Here is a 25542-nt window from a genome sequence, read left to right on the forward strand (position 1 = left end):
TCAGTGGGTGGCCGGTGCTTGCTTTAAGCCTACCGGCCGTTAGCCCCGCTCACCAGGGTTTACGCGATTTCGAAGATGCCGCGAGCCCGGTCCTTTTTTACGGAGGAGGCAGGGAAGATACGGCCGCTCATCGAAATGTAGACGCCGGGTTCGAGCAGGTTGAGGGCGGCGACTGCTGCGCCCAGGTTGAAGCTGGCGTCGGACTTTCGCATAGACGCCGGCTGCATGGCCCCGGTGAGCACAACTACCTTGTTGCCGAGGGTGGCGTTGGCTTCGAGGTAGCGGGCGGTTTCGGGCATGGTGTCGGTGCCGTGGGTGATGATGATGCGGTCGTTCTGTACGGCGTTGAGGGCCTCGGTCAGCACGGCACGGTCGGCATCAACCATATCGAGGCTGTCGAGCTTGAGCACGCTTTGAACCTCAAAAACGGTATCGGTAAGCACGTAGCTGAGCAGCTCGGGCACTGAGGGTTCGCCGATTTCCAGTTCACCGGCGACGGAGTAAACCTTGTCGAAGGTGCCACCGGTGGTCAGGATAGTAACGGTTTCTGCGTTGTTGATGGGCATGGCTTCCTTGAGGGTTGTGGGGTGCTTGTTTCTAAGTCTAGTGGAGGGGCAAGCGGACGCCCGTGGCTGGCCCAGTGGGCGGAATTAGGACTTCCTGCCCCTGATTTAATTCGCTCATAGCGAACATGGGCAAGAGAGCACTCCGTAAACACAGGGTAAACAACAGGAAAAGTAAGGTGCAACACAAAATTTTACCCCGAAAACGTCAAGTCTATACAACCTTAAAGTCGTCACAACTTTAAGGGATAAGCCCACCTATTTTTAAAGAAAACCCAGCAATATTTCAAACACTAAATAAACCCGCCCACCACCAAAGTCAAGACCCCGCACCCACCCCAAGCAAGGGCGTCCTAACCTGCGATATAAGCGCGCCAAAACCCGCTCCTAGAATGACTCGTAAGCCCCCAGAGGCCCACCCACACACCACCTCACCCTAGGAGCAAACCATGAAGCTCGCACCCAAAGTAGCAGCAACCCTCTCAGCAGCTGCACTCGCCTTCTCCATGGCGTCCGCACCCGCCACCGCCGCCGAAAGCACCGACGCGGGCAACGGCACCATCATCAACACCTACCCCGAAACCCCGGCCCTCAACGCCACCCTGCCCATCGTGGAGACCTACCACAAGAGCGACTCCCTCAAGGCCAACATCCTCAACGCCCGCCCCGTCTGCAACGCCTGGGAAGACTACCGCACCGTGGTCTACAAGGTCACTGACAACTTCACCCCCGTCGGTACCATCTCAACCACCAACAGCACCTCAGCCCCCGTCAACCTCACCCAGAACCTCTCCAAGACCCAGACTGTCACCATGAGCGTGAACGGGTCAAAGACCGAAACCGCTTCCTTCAACCTGGGCGGCACCCAGAACCTCGATAAGGGCAGCATCAACGCCGGTATCGCCTACTCCATCGCTAAGACCGTAGGTGGCGACGCCTCCTATTCCCTCTCCTGGAGCGTCGGCCAGACCATCGGCCCCTACGAAGTACCCGCAGGCTACACCGGCGAAGCCACCTACGGCTTCCGCACCATCGCTATGACCGGCACCCAGCAGTACTGCATGCTCAACGGCACCTGGTCCAACCCCGTGGCCTGGCGCGCCAACGTTCCCATCAAGAACCAGGTCACCGTCAAGCTCTACAGCAACCCTGCTGACTCCTACTAAACCGCCCCGTCTTTGAGAGAAGGTACCACCATGCAGACCGCTATCACCCGTCGCACCGCCCTCACCTCCCTAGCCCTGGGCACCGCCTCCCTAGCCTTTGCCACCTCAGCCCAGGCAGCCACCCCCGCCTACGACCTGGAACCAGTACTCACCGTCTCATCCTGGAAGGCAGAAGGCTACGCTGGTCTGGTCGCCCTGCGCCTGAAGAACGTGGGCACCGACCGCTACTACGGGGACTTCCCCGTCGTGTCCTTCCGCATCGACGTGAAGACCGCCTCGGGCCCTACCGGCGTTGACCGCCTCATTACCCCCGGCTGGTTCAACGGCGCCTACACCCGCGATCTGGGCTTCAACGCTGCCACCTCAACCCGTAGCTTCCTGGTCACCCTGGCCAACCCCATCAAGGTTGGTGAAACCCAGCTGGTCGCCAACCTCAACTTCGGTGATGGCCTCACCTCAGAGGGCCGCCTGCGCAACTACATCACCGTCACCCAGGTAGGCCGCATCGCCGGGGATACCTCAACCGGCAACGACCAGAACCGCGATTCTCGCGAGATCACCCTGACCGATACCGGCCGCAAGGCAAGCGGCATCTTCTAAGCCGCCCGGCCTCCAGGCCTCGATTACCCGGATTACTGCACCCCGGCGTCCTTCTGCTCCCCGCATGAGGACGCCGGGGCGCAGCCTTTCGCGGGTAGCGGCAGAGTCAGTAGCATGGGAGGGTAACAATCCCCCCGTGAAAGGCTGATCGTGCCCGAAACTTCCACCATTAACCTGCGCTTCCCCATCGTGGGAGCCCAGTGGCTGGCAGCCAATATTGCCGCCCCGAACCTGGTCATTCTGGACGCCTCCGTCGGCGAATTCGCCGGCGCTAGCACCGGCATACCCGGTGCCCGCCGCTTTGATATCGACGGTGAGTTCAGCGCCCCCGAGGGCGTGCACACCATGCTGAGCGCCGAGGACTTTGAAGCTAAGGTCCGTGCTCTCGGCATCAGCAAGGACGCCGCCATCGTGGTCTACGACCGCCAGGGCATGCTCTCTGCCGCTCGCGGCTGGTTTATGTTTGTGGCCATGGGGCACGACAACGTGGCCGTCCTTGACGGCGGCCTACCCGCTTGGGAGGCAGCAGGTTTCAACCAGCTCCCCCTCAATGAGGGGCCTTTCACTCCCGGTTCATTCGTGGCAGAAGACCGCGGCCTCTTCGTTGACGCGCTCACTACCAAGGCCTTTGCAGAGCGGGAGGATGCCGCCGTCATTGACGCCCGCAGCGCCGAACGTTTTGCCGGCACCGCACCCGAGCCCCGCCCAGGTCTGCGGGCTGGCCATATTCCCGGCTCCGTCAACCTGCCCTTCACCTCCCTGCTCGATGAGCAGGGGCGCTTCCGGGCCCCCGAAGAAGTCAAGGCAGCCGTGGATGCAGTGGCAGGGGATGCTGAAACCCTGATTTTCTCCTGCGGCTCCGGCGTGACCGCCTGCATTGACGCCCTCGCAGCCTATGTATCGGGCTATACCGAGCTGGCTGTCTACGACGGTTCCTGGGCCGAGTGGGGCGCAGAGGACCCGGCGGGCCTGCGCCCCGTTGAGCAGTAGCGCTACTTTCCGAAGTTTTCGGTCCAGTAGTCGTTGGCTCCGGTGATGTTGCCATCCTCGTCGTAGAGGTAGAAGCCCTTGCGGTCGGCAACACCGCTGAAGCCAGCTTCGAGAGCTTCCTTGAGTTTGACACCGAACTCGCGGACGGTTTCATCATCGCTTGCCGAGGCGATGTGTGAGGCGACGTTGAAGCCCACGGTGTCATAGGCTGCGAAGGGGCCTGCCTTGGTACCGGTAGCGATGGTCCAGGCCTTATCGATTTCTTCAGGGGTGCCTACGCCATTGACGTAGAGCTTTGCGCCGGCATCGAGCCAGGGAATGAGCAGGGAGTTCAGTAGGTAGCCGGGCTGCTCCTTGCGGACGTAGACAGGGACCATGCCGGTTTCTTCGGCGTAGCGAATGGCGTCCTTGATACTTTCTTCGTTGGTCTTGGCGGTGCCCATAATTTCGGCGGTATTTCGTACCCAGACTCGGTTGGCGTAGTGGATGGCCAAGAAGCGGTCGGTGTGGCCGCTAGCATCTGCGAAATCGGAGGGCAGCAGGGACGAGGTGTTGGTAGCGAGCAGGGTGCGCTCATCGGCTAGCTCCCCCACCTTGGCCCAGGTTTCGCGCTTGAGGTCGAGGTTCTCAGGCACGGCCTCGATGACGATATCGACGTCGCTGACCGCTTCTTTGAGGTCGCTGGTGGGAACGATGCGGGCGATGGCTTCGTCGAATTTTTCGGGGGTGTAGTCAGGAAGGTCTTGTTCGTAGCCCTGGCGGATCCAGGCCCAGCGGTCGGTGAGCTTGTCGAGGGCTGCGGGGAAGGCGTCGTAGGCAAAGACCTTCTTGCCGTGCCAGGCTGCCTGCATGATGATTTGGGACCCCAGAACGCCGGTACCCAGAACAGCTACGATGTTGAATTCGCGTGACATGGTGATCTTCTCCTTTGAAGAGTTATTTCATTGATGCAATAGATACTACGCCTGCTTACCCCAAAAGAAAAGCTTTACAGAGAAAATATTAAGGTGTGTGTCGCCTAGCGCTCAGGGGGTGCCCACACTTGTTCATACGCACAACATGTTCCACCCACCGTCAAATGTGGCAGCAGCACCGCCACATTTGGCGGCGAGTGCCACAGTTGGACGGCCGTTCCTTGACGAAGCCCAAAACATGCCCGCTCGACCCATACAGAAAAAGCACCTCACCTGCTTTACCAGGTGAGGGGCTTGTTTTGTGCGCCCTGTGGGGCTCGAACCCACGACCCACGGATTAAAAGTTCTTGACCAGCTTGCCTAAAGAAACTCAGCGGGGCTTCGAGAAATCTTAGACTGTCTTGAAAAACAGTAACCCCGGCGATATGCAAGAGCAGGGATCGTTCCGGGGTTTTCATTCTCAACTATAATGCTAAGAACCATGGGAAACAAGAAGGTATCAGTCGAAGAGTTAGAGGTGTGGTTCTCAGAACCTCGACTTCACAGGTACAGGATGTATAGGAATCCGGAGCAGGTCTACCACTGGAATGCTCATATCACCAAGGAACTCTTAGTTGACATCGGCCACCTCGAAATCCTACTGCGAAATGCAGTAGACAGAGCCCTCCGCCAAGATGACAGATACGGCAAATACTGGTTTCAGAACCCTGCCCTACCGCTGAGCTATCAAGCTCAGAAAAGCGTGGTTAAAGCGGTCGAACGCGCAACGCGGCGCGGGACAAGGCCTTTGGACGCCGGTCGGGTTATCGCAGAACTACCTTTTGATTTCTGGAGGTATTTATTCTCGAAGTACTACCAAGCAACGGTCTGGCCAAAGTTTGCTAGCTGCCTGTCAACCAAGGTCAGCAGAGTCGAATTTGAGCGCCATCTCAACTTTGTTTATATCAACCGTAATCGTTTCTCTCACCATGAACCTATCATCAAGGGAAGCTACGAGGATGATCTCGCATATGTTCAGAGTCTATTGGCTTCTATCTATTTTTTAGCATCTCTTATCTCAGACAATACTTCCTTGTGGATTCGACAGAATTCATCTGTAGATGAGAGGTTAGGGAATCATCCAGATGCCAACTCGTGAGGGCCACGCACAAACTATCGCTGCTTATTCTGAGCGTGCTCAAGAATATGCAACGGTGTTAGGACATATTAAAGCTACGAAAGAGGCCGATCGAAAGCTGGTTAGCTCTTGGGCCAGTTCCGTCGCGGGGATTATCCTTGACCTTGGATGCGGGCCTGGGCACTGGGCAAATTTTATTGCATCACAAGGTATAAAGGTGAAGGGCCTTGACCCCACTCCCCTTTTTATTGAAATTGCCTCAGAAAAATATCCTCATGAGCAGTTTGAGGTGGGAACAGTTGCAGATGAAGCAGGAAAGGAATATCGCGGGGTTCTTGCTTGGTACTCCCTCATACATTGCGCACCAGAACAACTCTTACAGGAACTAAAAGGTATCTGGTCGGTTCTTTCTGAGGACGGCACCCTCCTGCTTGGGTATTTTCGGGGAAAATCTCTAGGAATCTTTAACCACGCGGTCACCCCGGCCTGGTACTGGCCTGATAGTTTTATGGCCGAGATTCTTAGTCAGGCAGGATTCCAAATCCTTGACCAAGAGTATCGAACTGATCAAGATGCTCGCCCTCATGGCGCAATAGTTGCACAAAAGGTGACCCCTGGGAGGGGAGATTTTTAGAAGTTAACAGGCTATAAGACCCAAGGTAAATAAAGAGCCCCGCAGGCTATACCAGCGGGGCTTGTTGTGTGCGCCCTGTGGGGTGATATGTACTGGGTTTCGGTCACACCCACCACCCAAAAAAACTAACACATCAAACAACAGCAACTAAAGCATCATCCACCACCTCCTGAGGAGCCCGATAACCAAGAGCCGAATGCAACCGCTACCGATTCCACCAACACACCCAACCCGCCGTGGCAGCCCCCAACTGAGCAACAGATTCAAAGAACCGGCCACGTACAAGCTCAGTCTTATACGCACCGTTAACCGACTCAGCCAGGACATTATCGTATGAATCTCCAGTAGATCCCACGGACAACCAAACACCCAGCTGGACCAGCTCACGAGTGTAATCCTCAGCCACATACTGCGAGCCCCGGTCTGAGTGATGCACCACCTGCGTCAAACCAGACACTGAACGCCTGGCTTCAAACAAAGCCTGCTTGAGAGCCATCAGCGGCATACCCTGAGTATGCATAGTCGAGGAAACGCCCCAGCCCACAATTTTCCGGCTGAACACATCAGTGATGAACGCGGTGTAGCAAAACCCGCCAGCAGTACGCACATAGGTGAAATCTGCGACCCACAGACGGTTCGGCGCATCAGCGGTAAAACGGCGATTGACCAGATCAGGGCGGTGATCCAAGACAGTGGCAGGCCTAGTAGTCACAGGCTTACGCCCCCCGATGCACGCCCTGGAGACCAGCTGCACGCATCAATCGGTAGGTCTGGTCCCGTCCGACTGACCAGCCTGCTCGTCTCAACGCTTGCCACATTTTGCGCACGCCGTAGACTCCGTAGTTCTCCTGGTGGATTTTGATCAGTTCAGGAATGAGGAGCTGGTCGGATAGTGATCTGGCTGAAGCGACACGGCCAATTGCGCGGTAATAGCCGCTGGCCGTAATGAAGCCACCATCAAGATGCTCGGATAGGACTTGGCAGATGGGCTCGATTCCGAAAAGATCCTTATAAGTGTTGATGAATCGGATCATCATCGGGCCGGTGCCTCGAGCTCCGCGTACGGATTAAGCTGAGACGGTTTTCAAAATCTCGTTGGCCCTACGCAGTTCCGCGTTTTCTCGTTTCAGGTGTCTGATTTCGGCCGCCGCGTCACTAGTAGTACTGATTTCTTTGCCGGTGTCCAGTGCAGCAGTGTTGCACCAGCGGGCCAGGGTGTTGTGGGAAATTCCTAGCCGAGGGGCGATGTCTTTGATCGCCGCAGTTATGGATGGAGCGTCAGCGTGGTTGAGTCGGTCGCCTACGAGTCGTACTGCTCGTTCTTTGAATTCTTGGGGGGGGTATTTGGTGGGCATGGTTTTTATTATTCCTTCCGGTGGGGTGGGGGTGGAAGGTGTGGACTGAACCCAGTACATATCAGCACCGCCCCGGCCGGGTAATGAGAAACCAGGATGTTACCAACCATCACTTCAAATACCGTTGCCATATTCACCACGAAACCAGAGCCCTGATACACCCCAGCAGTTGCACTAAAACCTATCTGCTGAAGAACCATCGCAGCCCATCGAAAAACCTGCTCATAATGCTGATTGAGACGAGTAAAAACCACATCAGGTACAACCTGACCAGGAACAAGGGACTGTACACCATCAAAGCTCTGAAGAAATCTTCGATACGCCAGAGCTTCATCAGAGAACCGGCCGTCTTGTTCCAACAGGTGCATCAGATGCACCGCCGCCGTCAATAACACCTGATTGACTGGGATATTTACACCAAACTTTTGATAGCTCGTTTCAAAAGGATAAAGATTCCCATAATGACGAGTAAGTTGCTCATTCAGCAATAACCGGCCACGCAAAACAGAGGAATGCTCTTGCACTGAAACATACCCTTGTAAGAGGCCACCAGCTAAGATGCCTTCCACGAGAGTCCGATACATCTGGGCCATTGCACAGATTAGCGACTCCTGATTTAGAGGCGTATGCTCGCCTTTCCATTTGAGTGGAACATAGGCTTGTTGCATCATCCATATCACTGAACAAACAGGCAGCTTAGGGGCAATACTAAAAGTGGACCCTTCAAAACTGACCTGACCGGCGACCTGTTTTACAGAGACGTTAAAACATCCTTCTCTAGGGGAATGAGAAACGTCCGCTATCCCCTGCTCTTTGCACCTTTGGATCCGGTTAATGCGAATCGGTATGCCTATGCTGGTGGGGACCCGGTGAACAATTTTGACCCAACGGGTCTATATGGGATTGAAGAGGTGTTGTTGCAAAGTTGGGGCAGTAGGAAGAGCGACGTGAAATAATCACAGCCATGGGTATCTTCTCCTGTCGTCATTTCCCCCGTGACATCATTCTGTAGGCAGTGCGGTGATACTGCCGCTACGGGGTGAGCTATCGCGATCTGGAGGAAATGATGACTGAGCGGGGTGTGCCGGTCAACCACACCACGATCTACCGCTGGGTCCAGAAATACGGCCCTAAGCTGGACAAGCAAACACGGTGGTGCCGGCAGGTACCTGACTGGCAGGCCAGTTCCTGGCAGGTGGATGAGACCTATATCCGGGTCAGCGGCAGGTGGTGTTACCTCCATCGGGCAATCACCGCCGGTGGCCAGACCCTGGACTTTTACCTCTCTCCGAAGCAGAACGTGGTCGCAGCGAAGCGTTTCCTGGCCGAGGCCCACAGATCCAATGCGTCAGCCGGGTATCCCAGAGTGATCAACACCGATAAAGCACCCTCCCTAGCCAGGGCAATCGCCGAGTTGAAGTCAGAGGGAATCTGCCCGCCAACAGTGGAACACCGGCAGGTGAAATACCTCAACAATATCCTGGAAGGCGACCATGGTCGGCTGAAGCGGATCCTCGGTCCGAAAGGCGCGTTTAAGAACCGGACATCTGCATATCGGACGTTGAAAGGGATGGAGGCGATGCACTCATTGCGGAAAGGGCAAGGCACGATGTTTACCTACGGGCAACCGAACCCGGGCGCGGTGATCGCCAACCGGGTCTTCGAGACGGCCTGAGAACGCCCACACGCAGCGGTGATCAGGGAATAAGAAACTGAGTCTTCGCTGCTCTCCGCCCAACTTTGCAACAGCACCCGACGCACGAGGAAGCGAACGAGATCAGATCTGCAGCTGCCGCAGCCAGGATGCCGATCATCAGTAACCCGGTGGGGAAGAAGACGGTTTTCTGGTTATCCCGGAAGACCACAACACCGAGGAAGGTCATCGTGCTGCCCGGTGGGCGGTCTGCAGCAACTCTGCCCACCTGGGCACTCAACCCTGCTGTGGGGGTTACTCGTAGCGAAGCGAGCTGACCATCCCGGCTTCCATGTGATAGGCGTTATGGCAGTGAAATGCCCACTCACCGGGGTTCTCAGCGATCAGGTCGGCGATCATGGTTTCACCCGGGCGGAGAAGGACGGTGTCCTTGCGTAGCCCGCCGCTGCCGGGCAGCGCCCACGTGTGGCCGTGGATGTGCATGGGATGGGGCATCATGGTCCTGTTGCGCATGACCATCCGCAGGCGCTGGCCCTCCTGCACGGTCGCGGAGGAGGATTGGCCGTCGGTGAGAATGCTCCATTCATACGGCATCATCTGCCCGCCCAGGTCGATGCTGACTTCTCGGTCTGGTGTGCCCTCGGGCAGGAGTGCACGGTCTGCTGGCTTCAGGGAGGACAGAAGCAGTCCGGTGGACGACAACTCGGGGAAGTCGACATCGGGGCGGGGGGCCTGGCCGCCGGCGGTGCGGATGACAGCGAAGGCGCGGTCGTCCTTACCCACCGCCAAAGCCGTGAGCGGGAAGACGCCGTCGCCGAGGATGACCTCGACGTCGACACGCTCGCCCATGGACAGGTAGATCGATTCGGTCTCCCAGGGCTGGACAGGGAAGCCGTCGGTGTGGGTGACGGTCATGCGGTGACCACCGAGGGCCACCTTGAAGATGGTGTCACCACCGGAGTTGATAAACCGCAGGCGGGCCTTGTCGCCCGGGCGAGCATTGAAGGTCCGGTGAGCACGGGGGATACGTCCGTTGATGAGGTAGTGCGGATACATCACATCGCCGGCATCCCCGCCCAGTACCTGATCCGGGGTGCCGTGCATCATCTGGTCGTGACCTCCCATTCCCATTCCCATTCCCATTCCCATTCCCCCGTTATGGTCGCCCGAACCCATTCCGGTGAGCTTGTCGAGCTCATCGTCGGGAGTGCCCTGAATGCCATCGACCCAGTCGTCGAGCACGATGGTCCACTCGACGTCCTGGTCCTCAGCGTCTTGCGGGTCACGGATGATCAGCGGGGCGTGGAGGCCACGATCAAGCTGCAGGCCGGTGTGGGAATGGTAGAAGTAGGTGCCACCGTGGGGGACTTCAAAGACATAGGAGAAAGACTCGCCAGGTTCAATGGGGTTCTGGGTCATGCCGGGCACACCGTCGGCTGCGTTGTGGAGTGCGATGCCATGCCAGTGGATGGAGGTGCTCTCAGGCAGTTCATTGGTGATATCGACCTGGAGGACGTCGCCGGCGGTGGCCTCAATGGCCGCATCCCCGGTGTCAGAGACATATCCCCACGTCTTGGCTTCGATGCCGCCGATATCCAGGGAGAGGGGCCGGGCGGTCAGTGTCCGGCGCACCGTCGGCTCACCGAGCGCAGTGGGGGTGGGAGTGGGGCGAAGGGAGGGACCTGATCCCGAGGCAGCGGGTCCAGGGGCGCTGGTGCAGGCGGTCAGGGCCCCGGTGCCGGCGAGGACGAGCCCGCCGAGCAGAAACTGTCGTCGGGAAGACGCGTTTGTCATGATTTAACCTTTCTTGGGGCAAGATTTCAGTGATACGGGAGACAGGCGCAGGTGAGGACCCTGCTGAGCCATCACGTCAGGCGCAGGTCTGTGACACAGGTGGCACCATCGTCGGTGGTGGAAAACTCCGTGGTGCCGGTACGCCCCTGGTAGCTGACCTCAATCAGGCCGGTGGTATCATCAGGAAGCCAGAAGCCAATAAACCCATTGTCGAAGGTGGTTGTCGCCTCATCCACCAGCACCTCACCGGTCGCCTCATCGGTGATCGTGACCTGGATATCCTCATTGTCGAGTTCCCCCAGGCAGGTCGTGAGGCTGTGGTAGAAGCAGTCGTGGGTGGAGGTGAGATAAGGTGCGATCGAGACATACGTCTGATTGTCGGGAAGATCGACCACGACTTCCTGGTCATCGCTCGAGAGCAGCAGTTCATCGGCACGCACTGAGGCAATCAGATCCGTGGGACGCTCAGTGACCTTCTGCCGGTCGAGGTGATCAATGATCTCCACCGCGTCCATGTCGGCCAGGCCATGGGTAGTCAGGAATGTATCCTGGGACGCTGTCCCGTCGGCGGTGGGTTCCGGGTCGGCGGCCGAACACCCCGTGAGGGCGAGGGCAAGGGCGGCGGCTGCGATCGCTGCTCGTTTCACGTCAATCTCCTTAGATCGTGGTAAGACCGTGAGAAGACACCGTCTCAAGGTCGATGCCATACCTTATGTCTAACACGGGTGCCTGACGGCCTAGAAATCAAAAACCCTGCTCACAGCACTATGACAGGGCGAAAAGGGGGTGAATTCGGTGGGCTGGGTCACCACCGGGTCACCACCCCACAGCCGTGGGCGATGTCCTTCTACCCGCCCCGGATATGCGGTGCAGGCAGTGAAATCCCTGGTGGCACCTGCTGAACCTACCAGTGGAGGCGATGCCGCCGGCCCGGGGTGGGGCACAGGGGTGACGGCGGTCGAAGGGTGATGTTTGAAGATTTGATGAAGATTTCCCCGCCGGGCACTGAGCGAGGGTGGTATTCCCCCCTGGCCGGAGCGATACTGGGGTCTATGGCTGACTACACACCGACCACCGCCACGCCCCCGGGGCGGGTGCTGGTCGTCGATGATGAACAACCCCTGGCTCAGATGGTGGCCTCCTACCTCATCCGGGCCGGCTTCGATACCCGCCAGGCTCACACCGGCACCCAGGCCGTGGACGAGGCCCGTCGCTTTTCCCCCGATGTTGTGGTGCTGGATCTGGGGCTACCCGAACTCGACGGGCTGGAGGTGTGCCGACGGATTCGCACCTTCTCGGACTGCTACATCCTCATGCTCACCGCGCGTGGCAGCGAGGACGACAAGATCAGCGGTTTGACCCTGGGGGCGGATGACTACATCACCAAACCTTTTAGCATCCGGGAACTGGTGACCCGGGTGCATGCGGTGCTGCGCCGCCCACGCACCAGCACCACCCCACCGCAGGTGACCACCCCCTTGATCGTTGGTGACCTCATCCTTGACCCCGTCGCCCATCAGGTGCGGGTGGGGGAGACGACCGTGGAGCTCACCCGCACGGAGTTCGAGCTGCTGGTTGCCCTGGCTCTGCGCCCCGGCCAGGTGCTGACCCGCCACGACCTGGTCACCGAGGTCTGGGACACCACCTGGGTCGGTGATGAACGCATCGTCGATGTCCACATCGGCAACTTGCGTCGCAAGCTCGGCACCGACACCCGGGGCCGGGGGTTTATCGACACCGTGCGTGGCGTGGGCTACCGGGTGGGGCAGCCATGAATCACGGACCTGGCCTGACCTTCCGCTTCCTGGCCGCCCAGGTGTTGGTCGTGGTGATTAGCCTGCTGGTGGCTGCGGCCGTGGCCACGATGGTGGGCCCGACCCTGTTCCATGATCACATGTTGATGACCGACCAGGAGGACCCCTCGCTGGAGCTGCTCCATGCCGAGCAGGCCTACCGGGACGCCAGCCTGATCACCCTGGCCGTCGCCCTGCCCACCGCCTTGATCAGCGCCCTGCTGGCCAGCCTGTGGTTGTCGCGTCGCCTGCGCACCCCCCTGCAGAATCTCACCCGCGCCGCTACCAGCCTGACGGCCGGCAACTACCGTATCCACGTGCCCGCCGGAGAAGCAGGCCCCGAGGTCACCACCCTGGCGCATGCCTTCAACACCATGGCCGACCGGCTGGAACACACCGAACAGGTCCGCCGCCAGATGCTCTCTGATCTAGCCCACGAAATGGGCACCCCCTTATCGGTGCTCACGGTCTACCTCGATGGCCTCCAGGACGGGGTTGTGGACTGGAATAATGCCACCCACACGATCATGGCTGATCAACTCGCCCGCCTGACCCGGTTGATGGAAGACATCGACGATGTCTCCCGGGCCCAGGAACACCGGATCGATTTGGACCTGGCGGAGGAAGGGCTCGGGGATCTGCTCCATACCGCCGCTGCTGCCGCGGGGGAAGCTTATGCTGACAAAGGCGTCGATTTACAGGTCGAGACCATTACGGACACCGCCCGGGTGCTCGTGGACCGGCAACGCTTCGGCCAGGTGATGAGCAATCTCCTGTCGAACGCGCTACGGCACACCCCGGCCGGCGGGCAGGTCCGGATCAGCATCCACCGACAGGGGGCGTCCACCGCGCTCATCCACGTCGCCGATGACGGCGAGGGCATCCCACCTGGCCAGCTCGGACACATCTTCGAACGCTTCTACCGGGGGGATGCTGCCCGTAGCCGGGACAACGGTGGGGCCGGTATCGGTCTGACCATCTCCAAGGCATTGATCGAGGCCCACGGCGGCACTCTCACCGCCACCTCCCCCGGACCCGGTCGCGGAGCGGTGTTTACCCTCCGCCTCCCGCTGTCCCCTCCCGGCAATGAGGAGGCTGCTCGGTGACCGTACCCTGCCCCGCGTGAGGGCCGTACCCTCCACCCCTTCCCAATATACCCCCCTGGGGTATATGCTAGAGAGTAGCATCGTCGCATCCCGCCAACCCGTAGGAGCTTTCCCATGACCACCTCCCCGCCCCGCCTCTTGCCGATGGCCTCCCACGGCTGCAGCTGTTGCGGGCCTGCCTCACGTACAGACACCACCTCCATCCCTGCCACCAGCGACTCGTCAGCAGGAGGGTCCTCCCCTAGCTACCAGGTCACCGGCCTGACCTGCGGGCACTGCGCGAAAAGCGTGATCCAGGCCCTTCAGGCCCTTCCCCAGGTCGACAACGTCCAGGTTAATCTCGCTACTGGTGGTGTTTCCACCGTCACGGTCACCGGTGTCGTACCTCCGGAGATGGTTCGCCGGGCCATCGAGGAGGCCGGCTACGCCGTCTTATCCTGATCAGTTTTACCAATCACCTCAACCCCGACCGGGTTGAGCGGAAGGAACCTAATGAGCACTCCCCACCATTCCGGTAATCACCATGGTGATCACCCCGCTCCGGAAACAGACCACACCCACCACCCGGATTATGCCAGCCACGAGCACCACGCAGATGCTGACACCCATGGCCAGGCGACGCCCCACGATCACCCGCACTCCGTCCTGGACGAAGACCACCACGTTCATGGTCACGGCGAACACGCCGGGCACAGCACCGCAATGTTTCGGGACCGCTTCTGGTGGTCACTGATTCTGTCCATTCCCGTCGTTATTTTCAGCCCCATGGTCGCCCACCTGCTCGGCTACCACCTCCCGGCATTCCCCGGATCCACCTGGATCCCCCCGGTACTGGGCACGATTATCTTCGTCTACGGCGGAACGCCTTTCCTCAAGGGCGGATGGACGGAACTGAAATCCCGCCAACCCGGGATGATGCTCCTGATTGCCATGGCCATCACCGTGGCGTTTGTCGCCTCCTGGGTCACCACTCTGGGGCTGGGCGGTTTTGACATGGACTTCTGGTGGGAGCTGGCCCTGCTGGTGACCATCATGCTGCTGGGCCACTGGCTGGAGATGCGCGCTCTCGGGGCCGCGTCCTCCGCGCTTGACGCGCTGGCTGCCCTGCTGCCGGATGAGGCCGAGAAAGTCATCGACGGGACCACCCGCACCGTGGCCATCTCCGAGCTGGTCGTCGACGATGTCGTGCTGGTGAGGGCCGGTGCCCGGGTGCCGGCCGACGGAACCATCCTCGACGGAGCCGCCGAATTCGATGAGGCGATGATCACCGGCGAATCCCGCCCCGTCTTCCGCGACACCGGTGACAAGGTGGTTGCCGGTACCGTGGCCACCGATAACTCCGTCCGCATCCGTGTGGAGGCTACCGGCGGGGACACCGCCCTGGCCGGGATCCAACGCATGGTTGCCGACGCCCAGGAGTCCTCCTCCCGGGCCCAGGCCCTGGCGGATCGGGCGGCGGCGTTGTTGTTCTGGTTCGCGCTGATCTCCGCTCTGATCACCGCGGTGGTGTGGACCATCATCGGCAGCCCGGACGATGCCGTGGTGCGCACGGTCACGGTGCTGGTCATCGCCTGTCCGCACGCCCTGGGCCTGGCGATTCCGCTGGTCATTGCGATCTCCAGCGAGCGGGCCGCGAAATCTGGGGTGCTCATCAAGGACCGGATGGCGCTCGAGCGGATGCGCACCATCGACGTGGTGCTCTTCGACAAAACCGGCACCCTGACCGAGGGTGCGCACGCGGTCACCGGTGTCGCGGCAGCTGTCGGCGTCACCGAGGGCGAGCTGCTGGCCCTGGCCGCCGCCGCGGAGGCCGACAGCGAGCACCCCGTGGCCCGCGCCATCGTGGCGGCCGCAGCCACCCATCCCGAGGCCTCCCGTCGGCAAATCCGTGCAACTGGTTTCAGCGCCGCCTCCGGCCGGGGGGTCCGAGCCACTGTCGATGGCGCTGAGATTCGCGTGGGCGGGCCGAACATGCTGCGCGAGTTCAACCTCACCGCCCCGGCCGAACTCACCGACACCACCAGCGCCTGGACCGGGCGCGGGGCCGGTGTGCTCCATATTGTCCGCGACGGTCAGATCATCGGCGCGGTGGCCGTCGAGGACAAGATCCGCCCCGAATCCCGCGCCGCCGTGCAAGCCCTGCAGGATCGCGGGGTGAAGGTCGCGATGATCACCGGTGACGCGCAGCAGGTGGCCCAGGCAGTTGGCCAGGACCTGGGGATCGATGAGGTCTTCGCCGAGGTCCTGCCCCAGGACAAGGACACCAAGGTCGCCCAGTTACAGGAGCGTGGCCTGAGCGTGGCCATGGTCGGCGACGGTGTCAACGACGCCCCGGCTCTGGCCCGCGCCGAGGTCGGCATCGCTATCGGGGCCGGCACGGATGTGGCGATGGAATCCGCCGGAGTGGTCCTGGCCAGTGACGATCCCCGGGCAGTGTTGTCAATGATTGAGCTCTCGCGGGCCAGCTACCGCAAGATGATCCAGAACCTGATCTGGGCCTCTGGCTACAACATCCTCGCCGTGCCGCTGGCCGCCGGAGTGCTCGCCTCGATCGGGTTCGTGCTGTCCCCGGCCGTGGGCGCGATCTTGATGTCTGCCTCGACCATCGTGGTGGCCCTGAACGCCCAGCTGTTGCGCCGGATTGATCTGGACCCGGCCCACCTGGCTCCCACCAGTCCGAAGGAGGAACACACCACGCCTACTCCGGCATCCACTGCCGTCCACTGATTCACCACTTCTCTCCACTGCCCCATATGACACTGAAAGGCTCCACCATGAAGCGCACCCTTGTTCTTTCCACTCTCGCCGTGGCCTCCACCCTGGCGCTGGCCGCCTGCGGTGAGGCCACCGACGCCACCACCGACACCACCACCTCTGCCACCAGCACTGCAACGACTACACCTGAGACGACCGAGACCACCACGGCGACGACTGAGGCGGACGGGGAGATCTCCGCCGATCACAACGACGCGGACATCATGTTTGCCCAGATGATGATCCCCCATCACCAGCAGGCCGTGGAGATGAGTGAGATGCTCCTGGCCAAGGAGGGTATCCCCGCCCAGGTCGTGGAGTTTGCCCAGGGGGTTATTGACGCCCAGGGACCGGAGATTGACCGGATGAACGCCATGCTCGAGGCCGGGACCAGCAGCCGGTCACCAACTCTGGTGGCATGGATCATGGCAAGATGAGTGGCATGGATCACGGCGAGATGGGTGGCATGAGCGGGATGATGAGCCAGGAGGACATGACAGCCCTTGAGGAAGCCCAAGGCACCGAGGCTGCCCGCCTCTACCTGGAGCAGATGACCACCCACCACGAAGGTGCGGTCGACATGGCCCGTGACGAGGTTGCTGACGGCCAGAATCCCCATGCGATCACACTGGCCGAACAAGTTATCAGCGACCAGGAGGCCGAGATCGCCCAGATGCAGCAGATGCTCACTGGCCTATGACAGGTGCCCGTCTTTTTCTGATCCCGAGGACAGGAATCTGAAAAAGAGGGATAACCGTGACGATTGCCACCTGCTGCGGGCGATGGGTCGTTGTCACCGCAGCAGGTGCACCGGGGTGGATGTTTCTTCTCCCTCTGGTCGCACCACTGAAGAAAGGGGTAAGCTCCTGTGTCCAGCCCTTTGGAGGACTAGGACTATAAAGAAGAATCCGCGTCTTTGATTCTTCGGTAAAGCATCGCACGGGACATCCCCATATCCTTGGCAACTTGGGTTGCAGGTTCGCCGGCTTGGATGAGTTTGAATGCGGCGCGGATTTGGGATTCAGTGAAGGTGGAGCGTCGGCCACCGAGGTCGCCGCCGGTGGTGCGGCGTTTGGTGACGGAGTCGGTGATGCGTTCGCGTTTAATCTCTAGTTCCATTTGGGCCAGGGCTGCCATGACGGTGAAGACCATGGCGCCCATGGGTGTTTTAGTATCCACATCACCCCCACCCAGGTTGAGCACGCGCAATCCGATATTTCGTTCGCGTAGTTCCTCGGCCAGTGCGAGCATTTTCTGGGTGGAGCGCCCGAGCTTGTCCAAAGTGGTGATCACGAACGTATCACCCGGATGCAGTGCGGTCAGTGCTTTGTCCAAGCCGGGTCGTTTGGCCAGTGCGCCGGAGAGACCATGGTCGGTGTAGAGGTCATCGCGCCGTAGGGAGGCATGATGCCTAAGACATGGACAAGTGGCCCTGTTTCTGAATTTGAACTAGCTGTTGCAGGGGAGGTAAAGGCCTAGATGGGAAGACGTGGACTAAGTGCCCGTCAACTGGCAGACAAAATAGGCATGGCCCACTCTGCTTTGTCAAAGAGACTTCGAGGAGTAAGCGCGTTTACCATCAACGACTTAGGTGTGATTGCGGCACATATGGGAATCACCCTCGAACAGCTTCTTGGTCCTGTAGTTGATGTACCTCTCACCGGTGAAGATACAGAAAACCCCGCCCCGGCATCGCCGGAACGGGGTGAATCTGATGAAGATGTGCGCCCTGTGGGGCTCGAACCCACGACCCACGGATTAAAAGTCCGATGCTCTACCAACTGAGCTAAAGGCGCATCCACTGAGTAAACTCAGCGCCTTCCACTATACACCCCGTGACGCAAAGCTCCAAAAACCCGGCCGCAACAGGCGTCCGCACCGCCGCCGTGCTCTAATAGCTGTGTGACCGCCCTACTGAACAGCCCCCTCACCCACTACGCCGCAGCCCTCCTGCTCTTCGTCGGCCTCACCGCGGCCCTGCGCTCGCTGCCCAAAAGATTCAGCTCCGCTGGTAGCCCTATATCGTTATCCTGCGGGCCTGCCTGCAACTCGCCGTCATCGCCCTGATGCTCACCAGCGTCATCACGCGCACCCGAGTTTTACCTCTCAGCGCATAGCCTTTCGCTGAGTACCTCAGCAGTTCTACACTGGTAGGCATGCCTTCTGACGCCCGCTTCCACCGCCCCGTCCGCCTCTCTACCGAAAAGTTTGAACGCTACCAGGGGGCTGGCAGCCCAGAAGACCTCGCAACTGCCGCCCAGGCGTCCGCCCGCGCCCTACTAGCCCGCGGACGCGCCAACGAAGACCCCTCCGTCGCCAAGCGCCTGGTGCACTACACCGACGAATTCGGTATAGAAGCTGTCGCCGAACTCTGGTCGCGGGCTGCCCCCGTGACCGTTGCCGGTGCCCTCTGGCGCATCTACGCCCTGCGCGGCGTCATTCGCGCTAATTCTCAGCTCATGAGCCACTACTACGAGCGCGGCATGCACTCCAGCTACCTGGCGCAAGCTCTGGCGGGGGTTCCGTCGCCTCCCACCGCCGACGAAATCTGTGCCACCGTCGACGCTATCTTGGCCGGCGCCTACACCGGTGACTTCGACGTGGCTCTCAACCGCTTTGCGGCTTTCTGCCGGGTGCTGGCTCTAGGACAGGACGACGTCGCCCTGGAGCTGAGGCACGGCCAGCGGGTCTCACCCCGGGGCGGGCACCCCGATGAGGTGACCGAGCTACACCGCCCCTCAGCCGAAGTGCGCGACGAGGCCGCTGCGCGGGCCGTCCGCCTGCGAACCGCTGCCCGCAGGCTCACCGGAACCGCACGCGAGCTCGAAGAAGCCGCCCTCAACTGGCGGGCTGGAACCCTGGACTAATATAGGCCCAATAGCAAAAACTCGGCCCCTCTTCGATCTGGAAGAGGGGCCGAGTCTTGTTTCAACAGGTCTTGCTAGAAACCTAGCTACAGGACCCAGATGAAGTTTTCACCACCGACCTTAGCGGGGAGAAACATTCTGGTCGAAACGGTAGAGGAAGGCAGCCATTGCATCACGGGCGATGGGGGTAACGGGACGGAAAGTACCGTCAGCCCAACCGGTGGTTACACCAGACTCAGCCAGCCAAGAAATTTCCTTGTAGAACTGGGTGTCGGGAGCAACGTCAGAGAACTGGCCACCCTGGGGTGCCACATATTCAGGCTCACCTGCGAAACGGTAGAAGAAGGCAGCCATAGCGTCACGGTTGACGGAATCATGGGGACGGAAGGTGCCATCTGCCCAACCGGTGCTGATACCAGAAGCGTGCATCCAGGCAATTTCCTTGTAGAACTGGTGGTCAGTAGCTACGTCCTTGAAGGGAGACTCGCTCGGAGCGGTGAACTGGGGGCTACCGGCCAAGCGGTAGAAGAAGGCAGCCATAGCGCCACGCTCTACATTATCTAGGGGCTTGAAGGTGCCGTCGGGGTAGCCGGTGGTGATACCGCGCTCAGCCAGCCAAGCGATTTCCTTGTAGAACTGATCGTCAGGGCTGACGTCCTTGAAACGGGGGTTCTGAATCTTTTCTTCCTGAACCAGTGATACGATTTCAGCCTTGCCGCCGTCTTCACCGGCTTTGACGCCACTCAGGTCGCCAGTACCGTTATGCATGTGCAGGAGCAGTGCCTGAGCATCCTTGACGTTGACGCTGCCACGGTTAACCGTGATATCAGCCTCGGGGGCGTCAATGAACAAACCGCTTGCGTCAGACGCAGTGCCTTCGAACCACAGGTTGGGGCTGTGGGGATTGAAGGAAACCCAGTCAGTTGCATCGGTATGGCGGCCGTTCTCGTACCAGGAGTAGGTGTCTACCTTGTAGCGCAGGTCGCCAGCGTTATCAGCGGTAATACCCATCTTGGATAGCTGTACAGGTAGGGCTAGGACGTTGCTGTCGAAGGTGTTGGTATCAACGCTACCGAAAGCCCCATTGATGGGCTGGTGGTCCAGGGCGGTCAGCTTACCATTGACATAGCCAACCAGGGTTGCAACGGGGTAGTCAAGACCAGCAACACGGTTAGTGTAGACGTAGTAGTCTGCGCGGTTATTGCCATCAACATCGAAAGCTACTTCAATGCTGGTGGGGTTAGTGAGGTTCTCCCAGTTGGACCAGGTGGAGACACCGATACTCATCATGCCGTCCTTGGCGACATCTCCGCTAGTTGCCTGCAGGGCAGGAACGTTGGTAGAAGCACCGACGTACTGAAGGTCAACGCGCTGACTGGTAACAGCACCCAGGGTAGAGGTCTTCTTGCGTTCAGAAACAGCACCGAGCTCGAAAGCACCGACCAGAGACTTATAACCACCCTGATTAACGGCGGTCCCCTCAAGGTCGATGGTGCTCTTAAGGCTGTATTCCCCGAATTCAACGGTACTTGCAGCAGCCTTCATATCTGATACAGGCTTAGGTGCAATCTGCAGGGGCAGACGCATCTCGTTGCCGTTTTCAGTCAGCAGGAGACGGCCAGATTCAATGCTCATAAACTGGCGATCGTAACCCAGCTGCTGGGCTGAGCTGGCCGATTCAAGCTTCTTTTCCAGCTTGGAGGGGTCAACGGTGACAGTAACGACGAAGGTGGTCTTTCCACCAGCCTCAACAGATACGGTCTTAGGAGCCGATACCTCAACACCGGGCAGGTCGGAGGAAGCAGCGAATGAAACCTCGTAGGTATGAGCCTTGTTGTCTGAGTTATCGACGGTGAGTTTGCGGGTAAAGGTCTGAACACCAGCATCGGGGAGAACTTCAATCACGCCGAAGCTTTCAGAGACCTGATCGGGGTGATCAGCGCTGTAGGTCAGAACCTTCTGGTTGACAGCCTTCAGGGCGTCAACACGGCCGGAGCCCACACGCTCTACAGAGTGGATAGCGCCGTCTTCAGTCTTCAGGTCATGAACAGCTGAGTTCATGATAGCGGCCTTGACCTGGGGAGCTGAGTAGCTCTGGTTGGCTTCATAGACCAGGGCTGCAATACCTGCGACATGGGGAGAAGCCATGGAGGTACCGGACATTACAGCCTTATCAGAGCCGCCAGCAACGGCAGCTGAGCCGATGCCGGTACCGGGGGCGGCAACGTCCGGCTTGGTGTAACCGACGGTGCCGTGAACACCACGGCCGGTTGAAGTATTGACCTGGTCAAAGAGACCGTGCTCAACCAGAACGGAGGAAATCCATTCGTTCTTCAGCTCAATCTTGACTTCTTCACCGGCATCGAGAGCAGCACGAACCTTTTCAGCATCCTGAGCAACCAGACGGATGCCAGGGATGGTTGAGTTACCTGCGATACCAATCGTCTCGTAATCCAGGTTGGAGGCAAGGATTACACCCTTACCGCCTGCCTTTTCAATGTTGTTGAAGCGGACAGCCGAGCCACAAGGGAAGGTTTCAAAGTTATCGGTCCAGTCAATGAAAACCCATTTGCCGCCGAAGTCAGTGCCCTCGGGGTAGGCCTCACAACCGAAGGGGTTCTCGGGGGTGCTCTTGACGACCTCACCAATCAGCTGCTCAGGGGTAGCAGCTGAGTAATCGAAGCTGACAGAGTAGTCACCGCTGAGGTCACCGGCAAGAGCTGAAGGGGAATGAACCTTAGCCTTGTCGATAGCGGCGGTAGAACCGATGGAGTTAGCAACAGCCAGAGCTGAGCGGGCATTAGCCGGGTTACCGGAAATAGAGTAGGTATCGCCGTTGCCGTTAGCCGCACGGGAGTTGCCAGCTGCAGCGACAGAGAGGACACCCTGGCGGGTCAGGGCGTCAACAATGACGTTTTCGGGGTCGTCGGTAGCACCGTAGTCAGAGCCCAGGGACATGTTAACTACATCAACGCGGTCGTCATACTTACCGTCGTTGTTGGGGTCTAGGGCGCGGTCGAGGGCCTGGCCAGTGAGGTCGGTGGACCCTTCACAGCCAAAGACACGGAAGTCAACGATCTGGGCGCCCGGAGCTGAACCAGCACCGATCTTCATGCCCTTCATCTCTTCTTCGGTGATCTTGGTGTAATCGCCCTTGAAGGTGCTGCCGTCAGCGTTGACGGCGTAGCCCGCTGCGGTACCTGCAACGTGGGTACCGTGCCCTGCAAAGCGGCAGTCAAGCGGGTTATTATCAGGCTGAGGCAAGGCATCAGCAGCGTCGCTAGCTGAGTCGTAGTTGTCGCCGGCAAGGTCATAGCCACCGAGGTACTTTTCGGGGTCGTATAGGCCAGAGTCAGCGGCCGGCATATCGGTCATCTTGGAAGCCTTTTCGTAGGCTTCAGCGGTACCTGGGCCACCGAACTGGGTGTGGGTGTAGTCAACACCGGTGTCAATAATAGCGATCTTGACGCCCTTACCGGTGTAGCCGGTCTGCTGCCAGCTGGTGATGGCTTGGGTATCGATGACGGTGCCGGTATTGGACGGAGTCTTCGACACGATGGGGGAAATCATGACAACATCGCTGCGAGAAGCCAGTTCACGAATCTTCTCAGCGTCACCGCGAATTGCTACACCACGGACAGAGTTATGGGCGGTGTAGAGGACGCTTGCGCCAGTTTCAGCAGCCACTGCTCGCCCCTGACGCTCAACGGCCGCAGCAATGGCCTGAACTTCTGCCTGGGCATCGACAGGAGCCTGCTTACCTTGCAGGACGGCGGCAGGCTGGGTGCTCTCATAGGCACCTTTGCCCTTGAACTGGACAAATACGCTAACGGTACCCTCAGCCGCTTTCATGGAAGGAGTGAGCACCTGTTCGTTCATGGTCTGAGTAGCACTTTGGAACAGGTCAGCATCGGTCAGAGAGTTAGCCGCAGGCAGGCCCATAGAGAGAACCATACCGAGGCCAAGCAGGGAGGCCGCACCGCTGCGGGCTACCTTCTTGGGTGTGTATTTTTTCGTCATGGAAGGATTTCCTTTATCCAAGTGATCCGTTGTGGTGTATACCGCTAAATTTACGAGTGCTTCAACCATGACTCACATCACAACTGCTGGTCAATACCCAACCCGGATTTTGCTCGAAATTTTTATATAACTTGTCACAATATGAGATATCCATCCATGTCAACCCAAAGTCTCTTCAAGGAAACCATTTTCATACCCAGGGTTGACATCCCACTCCAACAGGAGAATGATGGATACCAAGATGTCAGGCTGCTAATAGGTAGCCCCGGGCTCCAAATCTTTAGCCGCTTCGAGCGGCCTTCCGCCGAGAGGCGCTCCCAGCCTGACATCGCTAAACTTCATATCGCGGTGCCGGGCTCCGCCTCTCTTTCTATGAGGCAGGTAGCTCGGCACTTGCGTCCGCACCGGGAATCTCACCGAGCTCTCCCCCGTTAACCTTGGCGCGGTACCATAAGCTCAGCACCTGCCCACCCGCCCACACCCAGGAGAGCTGGCCCATGCTCCAACGCATGTTCCCCCAAGAGAACACCTCGCTGACCGCCCTAGCCACACTCTCAGAGCAGGTTACAGGTGCTGCAGCCCTGCTCTCAGAAATGGTGGGCTCCCCCGAAGACCGCTACCCCGAGCTACTCGAGCGCACTCTCACCCACGAAGCTGCCACCCTCGACATGCTGCACACCACCATGACCGCTGTGCGCAGCTCCTTCTCAACTCCTATCCCCCGCGAAGACATCTACACCCTGGCTGTCTCACTCAACAATGTCGTTGAGAAGCTGACCTCAGCCGCCAACATTCTGCACCTCTACCACATCGTGCGGTTCTCCCCCAAGGCAGCGACCCTGCTCGACCTCATCCAGCGCCAGGCAGTGCTGACCACCGAAATCATCCCCAAACTCAGCACCCTACGCGACCTGGACGACTACTGGATTACTATGCTCCGCATCGCCAAGCAGGCCGTACGCATAGCTGAAGAATACGACGCCGACATTCAGGACCGCTACAAGCAGACCCGCTACCTGCAAACCACCCAGTTCGTGCGTAAGCTCATCGAAGCATCCGAAGCTATGCGTACCGTTGCCACCGAAATCGGCCGCATTATCGTGCAGGAATCCTAGTGACGCTCGCCCTCTTCACCCTCGGCTGCCTAGCACTGATTGCCTTTACCTTCGTCACCGGCTTTCGAGACGCCCCCAACGCCACCGCCATACCCGTGAAAACCAGGGCCCTCACCCCCAAAATCGCCCTACGCACCAGCGCCCTCTTTAACGCCGTCGGCATGGCCATGACCGGCATCATGCTAGGCTCAGTCACCACCCACTGGCTCACCGTCCCCCACAACAACACTGGCCTGGGTCTGGTACTCACCGCCCTCATCTCAGCGGTAGCCTGGGGCATTATCACCTGGTGGTTTCGCATCCCGTCCTCATCTACCCACGCCCTCATCGGTGGCCTAGCCGGGGCAGCCTGGGCCGCACGCTCAACCGATCTAGGCAGCTTCAGCCCCTTCTCTGAGCCCCTTGCCACCTTCCTTTTCGTGCCCCTCATCCTGGCCCCCATCGTCCTCTTCGTCCTCGCATGGGCAGTAGTCTTCCCCTTCTACGGGCTCCTACAACGCTCCTACCCCTCAACCGTCAACCGCTTCTCCCGCAGCGTCCTCTCCCTAGCCAACTCCCTCATCTCCCTCATCCACGGCATTCAAACCGGCCAACGAGCCGTCGTTATTTACGCCGTGCTTTTGCTTTCTGCCGGACTCGAAGTTCATCCCACCACCTACATCATCTCCGCCCTCTTCCTTGCCATGGTATTAGGTTTCGGCACAGCCCGAGGTAGCTCCCGCATCGGCTACACCTTCGCCCACCAAATGGTTAAAGTTGACCCCTTCCGCGGGGCAGTAGCCCAAAGCTCAACAGCCCTGGCCTTGGTATTTCTCCAGTTCTTCCTCAACACCCCGGTCTCATCCTCCCACCTAGCGGCCTCCGCCGTCCTCGGATCGGGAGTCAACCAGCGCTTCGCCGCGGTACGCCACAAAATCGTGCTCCGCATCATCCTTACCTGGTTTATCACCATGCCAGCCTGTTTTCTGCTCGCCGCTGTTCTCTTCCTGGCACTCTCCCCCCTGTTGTAGCGCTCCTACCTGCTCCGGCGCGCTCTCGGCAAGAAAGCCACCTCTTCGATATATTGGGGACTAAGACTACGCACCGTCCACGTGAAAGAG

Annotated in this window: 19 protein-coding genes, 1 tRNA gene and 5 pseudogenes; 15 read left to right on the forward strand and 10 right to left on the reverse strand. The window is 59.4% G+C overall.

The window, feature by feature from the left end:
• Positions 1–59: 59 nt before the first annotated feature.
• A complete protein-coding gene (locus L6963_RS07550; RefSeq protein WP_237185208.1) occupies positions 60–566 on the reverse strand; it encodes an asparaginase domain-containing protein in 507 nt (168 codons plus the stop codon).
• Positions 567–1012: 446 nt separating this feature from the next.
• On the opposite strand from L6963_RS07550, the gene L6963_RS07555 reads away from it, so the two are divergent.
• The 3 genes from L6963_RS07555 (at position 1013) to L6963_RS07565 (ending at position 3319) form a co-directional block, all read left to right on the forward strand.
• Positions 1013–1729 carry a hypothetical protein gene (locus L6963_RS07555; protein ID WP_237207287.1) on the forward strand — a complete coding sequence of 239 codons (717 nt, stop codon included), beginning with the start codon at positions 1013–1015 and terminating at the stop codon, positions 1727–1729.
• Between the two features lie 30 nt (positions 1730–1759).
• Positions 1760–2329 (forward strand): hypothetical protein, encoded by a 570-nt coding sequence (locus L6963_RS07560; protein WP_237207288.1) that lies wholly within the window; start codon positions 1760–1762, stop codon positions 2327–2329.
• A gap of 150 nt (positions 2330–2479) precedes the next feature.
• The gene (locus L6963_RS07565; RefSeq protein ID WP_237207289.1) at positions 2480–3319 is read left to right on the forward strand and encodes a sulfurtransferase; all 840 of its coding nucleotides are present in this window, start codon (positions 2480–2482) and stop codon (positions 3317–3319) included.
• A gap of 2 nt (positions 3320–3321) precedes the next feature.
• On the opposite strand, the gene L6963_RS07570 is transcribed toward L6963_RS07565, so the two are convergent.
• Entirely contained in the window at positions 3322–4233 is a 912-nt protein-coding gene (locus tag L6963_RS07570) for a 3-hydroxyacyl-CoA dehydrogenase NAD-binding domain-containing protein (protein ID WP_237207290.1), read from the reverse strand.
• 481 nt (positions 4234–4714) lie between these two features.
• Here L6963_RS07570 and L6963_RS07575 point away from each other — a divergent pair, with 481 nt between their 5' ends.
• Together L6963_RS07575 and L6963_RS07580 are read left to right on the forward strand one after the other, a co-directional pair.
• The gene (locus L6963_RS07575) at positions 4715–5371 is read left to right on the forward strand and encodes a hypothetical protein (RefSeq protein WP_237207291.1); all 657 of its coding nucleotides are present in this window, start codon (positions 4715–4717) and stop codon (positions 5369–5371) included.
• Positions 5358–5984, forward strand: a complete 627-nt coding sequence (locus L6963_RS07580) for a class I SAM-dependent methyltransferase (RefSeq protein WP_237207292.1) — start codon at positions 5358–5360, stop codon at positions 5982–5984. Before L6963_RS07575 ends, L6963_RS07580 begins: the two co-directional genes overlap by 14 nt.
• A 208-nt stretch (positions 5985–6192) precedes the next feature.
• On the opposite strand, the pseudogene L6963_RS07585 reads toward L6963_RS07580, so the two are convergent.
• Both L6963_RS07585 and L6963_RS07590 read right to left on the reverse strand, forming a co-directional pair.
• Positions 6193–7339 (reverse strand): annotated as a pseudogene (locus L6963_RS07585) (IS3 family transposase); the annotation flags it as partial.
• Between the two features lie 8 nt (positions 7340–7347).
• Complete coding sequence (locus L6963_RS07590; protein WP_336603541.1) at positions 7348–8217, reverse strand: 5-methylcytosine restriction system specificity protein McrC; 870 nt, start codon at positions 8215–8217, stop codon at positions 7348–7350.
• Between the two features lie 137 nt (positions 8218–8354).
• Here L6963_RS07590 and L6963_RS07595 point away from each other — a divergent pair.
• Positions 8355–9014: pseudogene (locus L6963_RS07595) on the forward strand (IS6 family transposase).
• 273 nt (positions 9015–9287) lie between these two features.
• Here the strand turns inward: L6963_RS07595 and L6963_RS07600 are convergent.
• A complete protein-coding gene (locus L6963_RS07600; RefSeq protein WP_237207293.1) occupies positions 9288–10787 on the reverse strand; it encodes a multicopper oxidase family protein in 1500 nt (499 codons plus the stop codon).
• 71 nt (positions 10788–10858) lie between these two features.
• A complete protein-coding gene (locus L6963_RS07605) occupies positions 10859–11434 on the reverse strand; it encodes a CueP family metal-binding protein (protein WP_237196406.1) in 576 nt (191 codons plus the stop codon).
• Positions 11435–11839: 405 nt separating this feature from the next.
• Between L6963_RS07605 and L6963_RS07610 the strand changes: the two genes are divergently transcribed.
• The 5 genes and pseudogenes from L6963_RS07610 to L6963_RS07630 all read left to right on the forward strand — a co-directional run bounded on the left by L6963_RS07610 (position 11840) and on the right by L6963_RS07630 (position 17140).
• Entirely contained in the window at positions 11840–12562 is a 723-nt protein-coding gene (locus L6963_RS07610; RefSeq protein WP_143539176.1) for a response regulator transcription factor, read from the forward strand.
• Positions 12559–13686, forward strand: a complete 1128-nt coding sequence (locus L6963_RS07615; RefSeq protein ID WP_237207294.1) for a sensor histidine kinase — start codon at positions 12559–12561, stop codon at positions 13684–13686. The genes L6963_RS07610 and L6963_RS07615 overlap by 4 nt, the downstream gene beginning before the upstream one ends.
• A 114-nt stretch (positions 13687–13800) precedes the next feature.
• The gene (locus tag L6963_RS07620; RefSeq protein WP_237207295.1) at positions 13801–14127 is read left to right on the forward strand and encodes a heavy-metal-associated domain-containing protein; all 327 of its coding nucleotides are present in this window, start codon (positions 13801–13803) and stop codon (positions 14125–14127) included.
• Between the two features lie 51 nt (positions 14128–14178).
• Positions 14179–16413, forward strand: a complete 2235-nt coding sequence (locus tag L6963_RS07625; protein ID WP_423816779.1) for a copper-translocating P-type ATPase — start codon at positions 14179–14181, stop codon at positions 16411–16413.
• Between the two features lie 47 nt (positions 16414–16460).
• Positions 16461–17140, forward strand: a pseudogene (locus L6963_RS07630) (DUF305 domain-containing protein).
• 194 nt (positions 17141–17334) lie between these two features.
• Here L6963_RS07630 and L6963_RS07635 read toward each other — a convergent pair.
• A pseudogene (locus L6963_RS07635) lies at positions 17335–17844 on the reverse strand (recombinase family protein); the annotation flags it as partial.
• Between the two features lie 75 nt (positions 17845–17919).
• On the opposite strand from L6963_RS07635, the pseudogene L6963_RS11905 reads away from it, so the two are divergent.
• Positions 17920–18072, forward strand: a pseudogene (locus L6963_RS11905) (helix-turn-helix domain-containing protein); the annotation flags it as partial.
• Positions 18073–18163: 91 nt separating this feature from the next.
• Here the strand turns inward: L6963_RS11905 and L6963_RS07640 are convergent.
• Positions 18164–18236, reverse strand: a tRNA-Lys gene (locus L6963_RS07640).
• A gap of 360 nt (positions 18237–18596) precedes the next feature.
• On the opposite strand from L6963_RS07640, the gene L6963_RS07645 reads away from it, so the two are divergent.
• Positions 18597–19307 (forward strand): histone acetyltransferase, encoded by a 711-nt coding sequence (locus L6963_RS07645; protein WP_237207296.1) that lies wholly within the window; start codon positions 18597–18599, stop codon positions 19305–19307.
• A 120-nt stretch (positions 19308–19427) separates the two neighbouring features.
• Here the strand turns inward: L6963_RS07645 and L6963_RS07650 are convergent, their stop codons facing one another.
• Together L6963_RS07650 and L6963_RS07655 are read right to left on the reverse strand one after the other, a co-directional pair.
• Complete coding sequence (locus L6963_RS07650; RefSeq protein ID WP_237207297.1) at positions 19428–23327, reverse strand: S8 family serine peptidase; 3900 nt, start codon at positions 23325–23327, stop codon at positions 19428–19430.
• A gap of 370 nt (positions 23328–23697) precedes the next feature.
• On the reverse strand, positions 23698–23838 hold the full coding sequence (locus L6963_RS07655; RefSeq protein ID WP_237207298.1) for a hypothetical protein: 141 nt from the start codon (positions 23836–23838) through the stop codon (positions 23698–23700).
• Here L6963_RS07655 and L6963_RS07660 point away from each other — a divergent pair.
• Positions 23825–24442 (forward strand): DUF47 domain-containing protein, encoded by a 618-nt coding sequence (locus tag L6963_RS07660; protein ID WP_237196394.1) that lies wholly within the window; start codon positions 23825–23827, stop codon positions 24440–24442. The genes L6963_RS07655 and L6963_RS07660 overlap by 14 nt on opposite strands.
• Positions 24442–25452 carry an inorganic phosphate transporter gene (locus L6963_RS07665; protein ID WP_237207299.1) on the forward strand — a complete coding sequence of 337 codons (1011 nt, stop codon included), beginning with the start codon at positions 24442–24444 and terminating at the stop codon, positions 25450–25452. The genes L6963_RS07660 and L6963_RS07665 overlap by 1 nt, the downstream gene beginning before the upstream one ends.
• Positions 25453–25542 lie beyond the last annotated feature (90 nt).

Origin of the sequence: Rothia nasimurium, from assembly GCF_928392795.1 — a bacterium.
Taxonomy (GTDB): Bacteria; Actinomycetota; Actinomycetes; order Actinomycetales; family Micrococcaceae; genus Rothia; species Rothia nasimurium_F.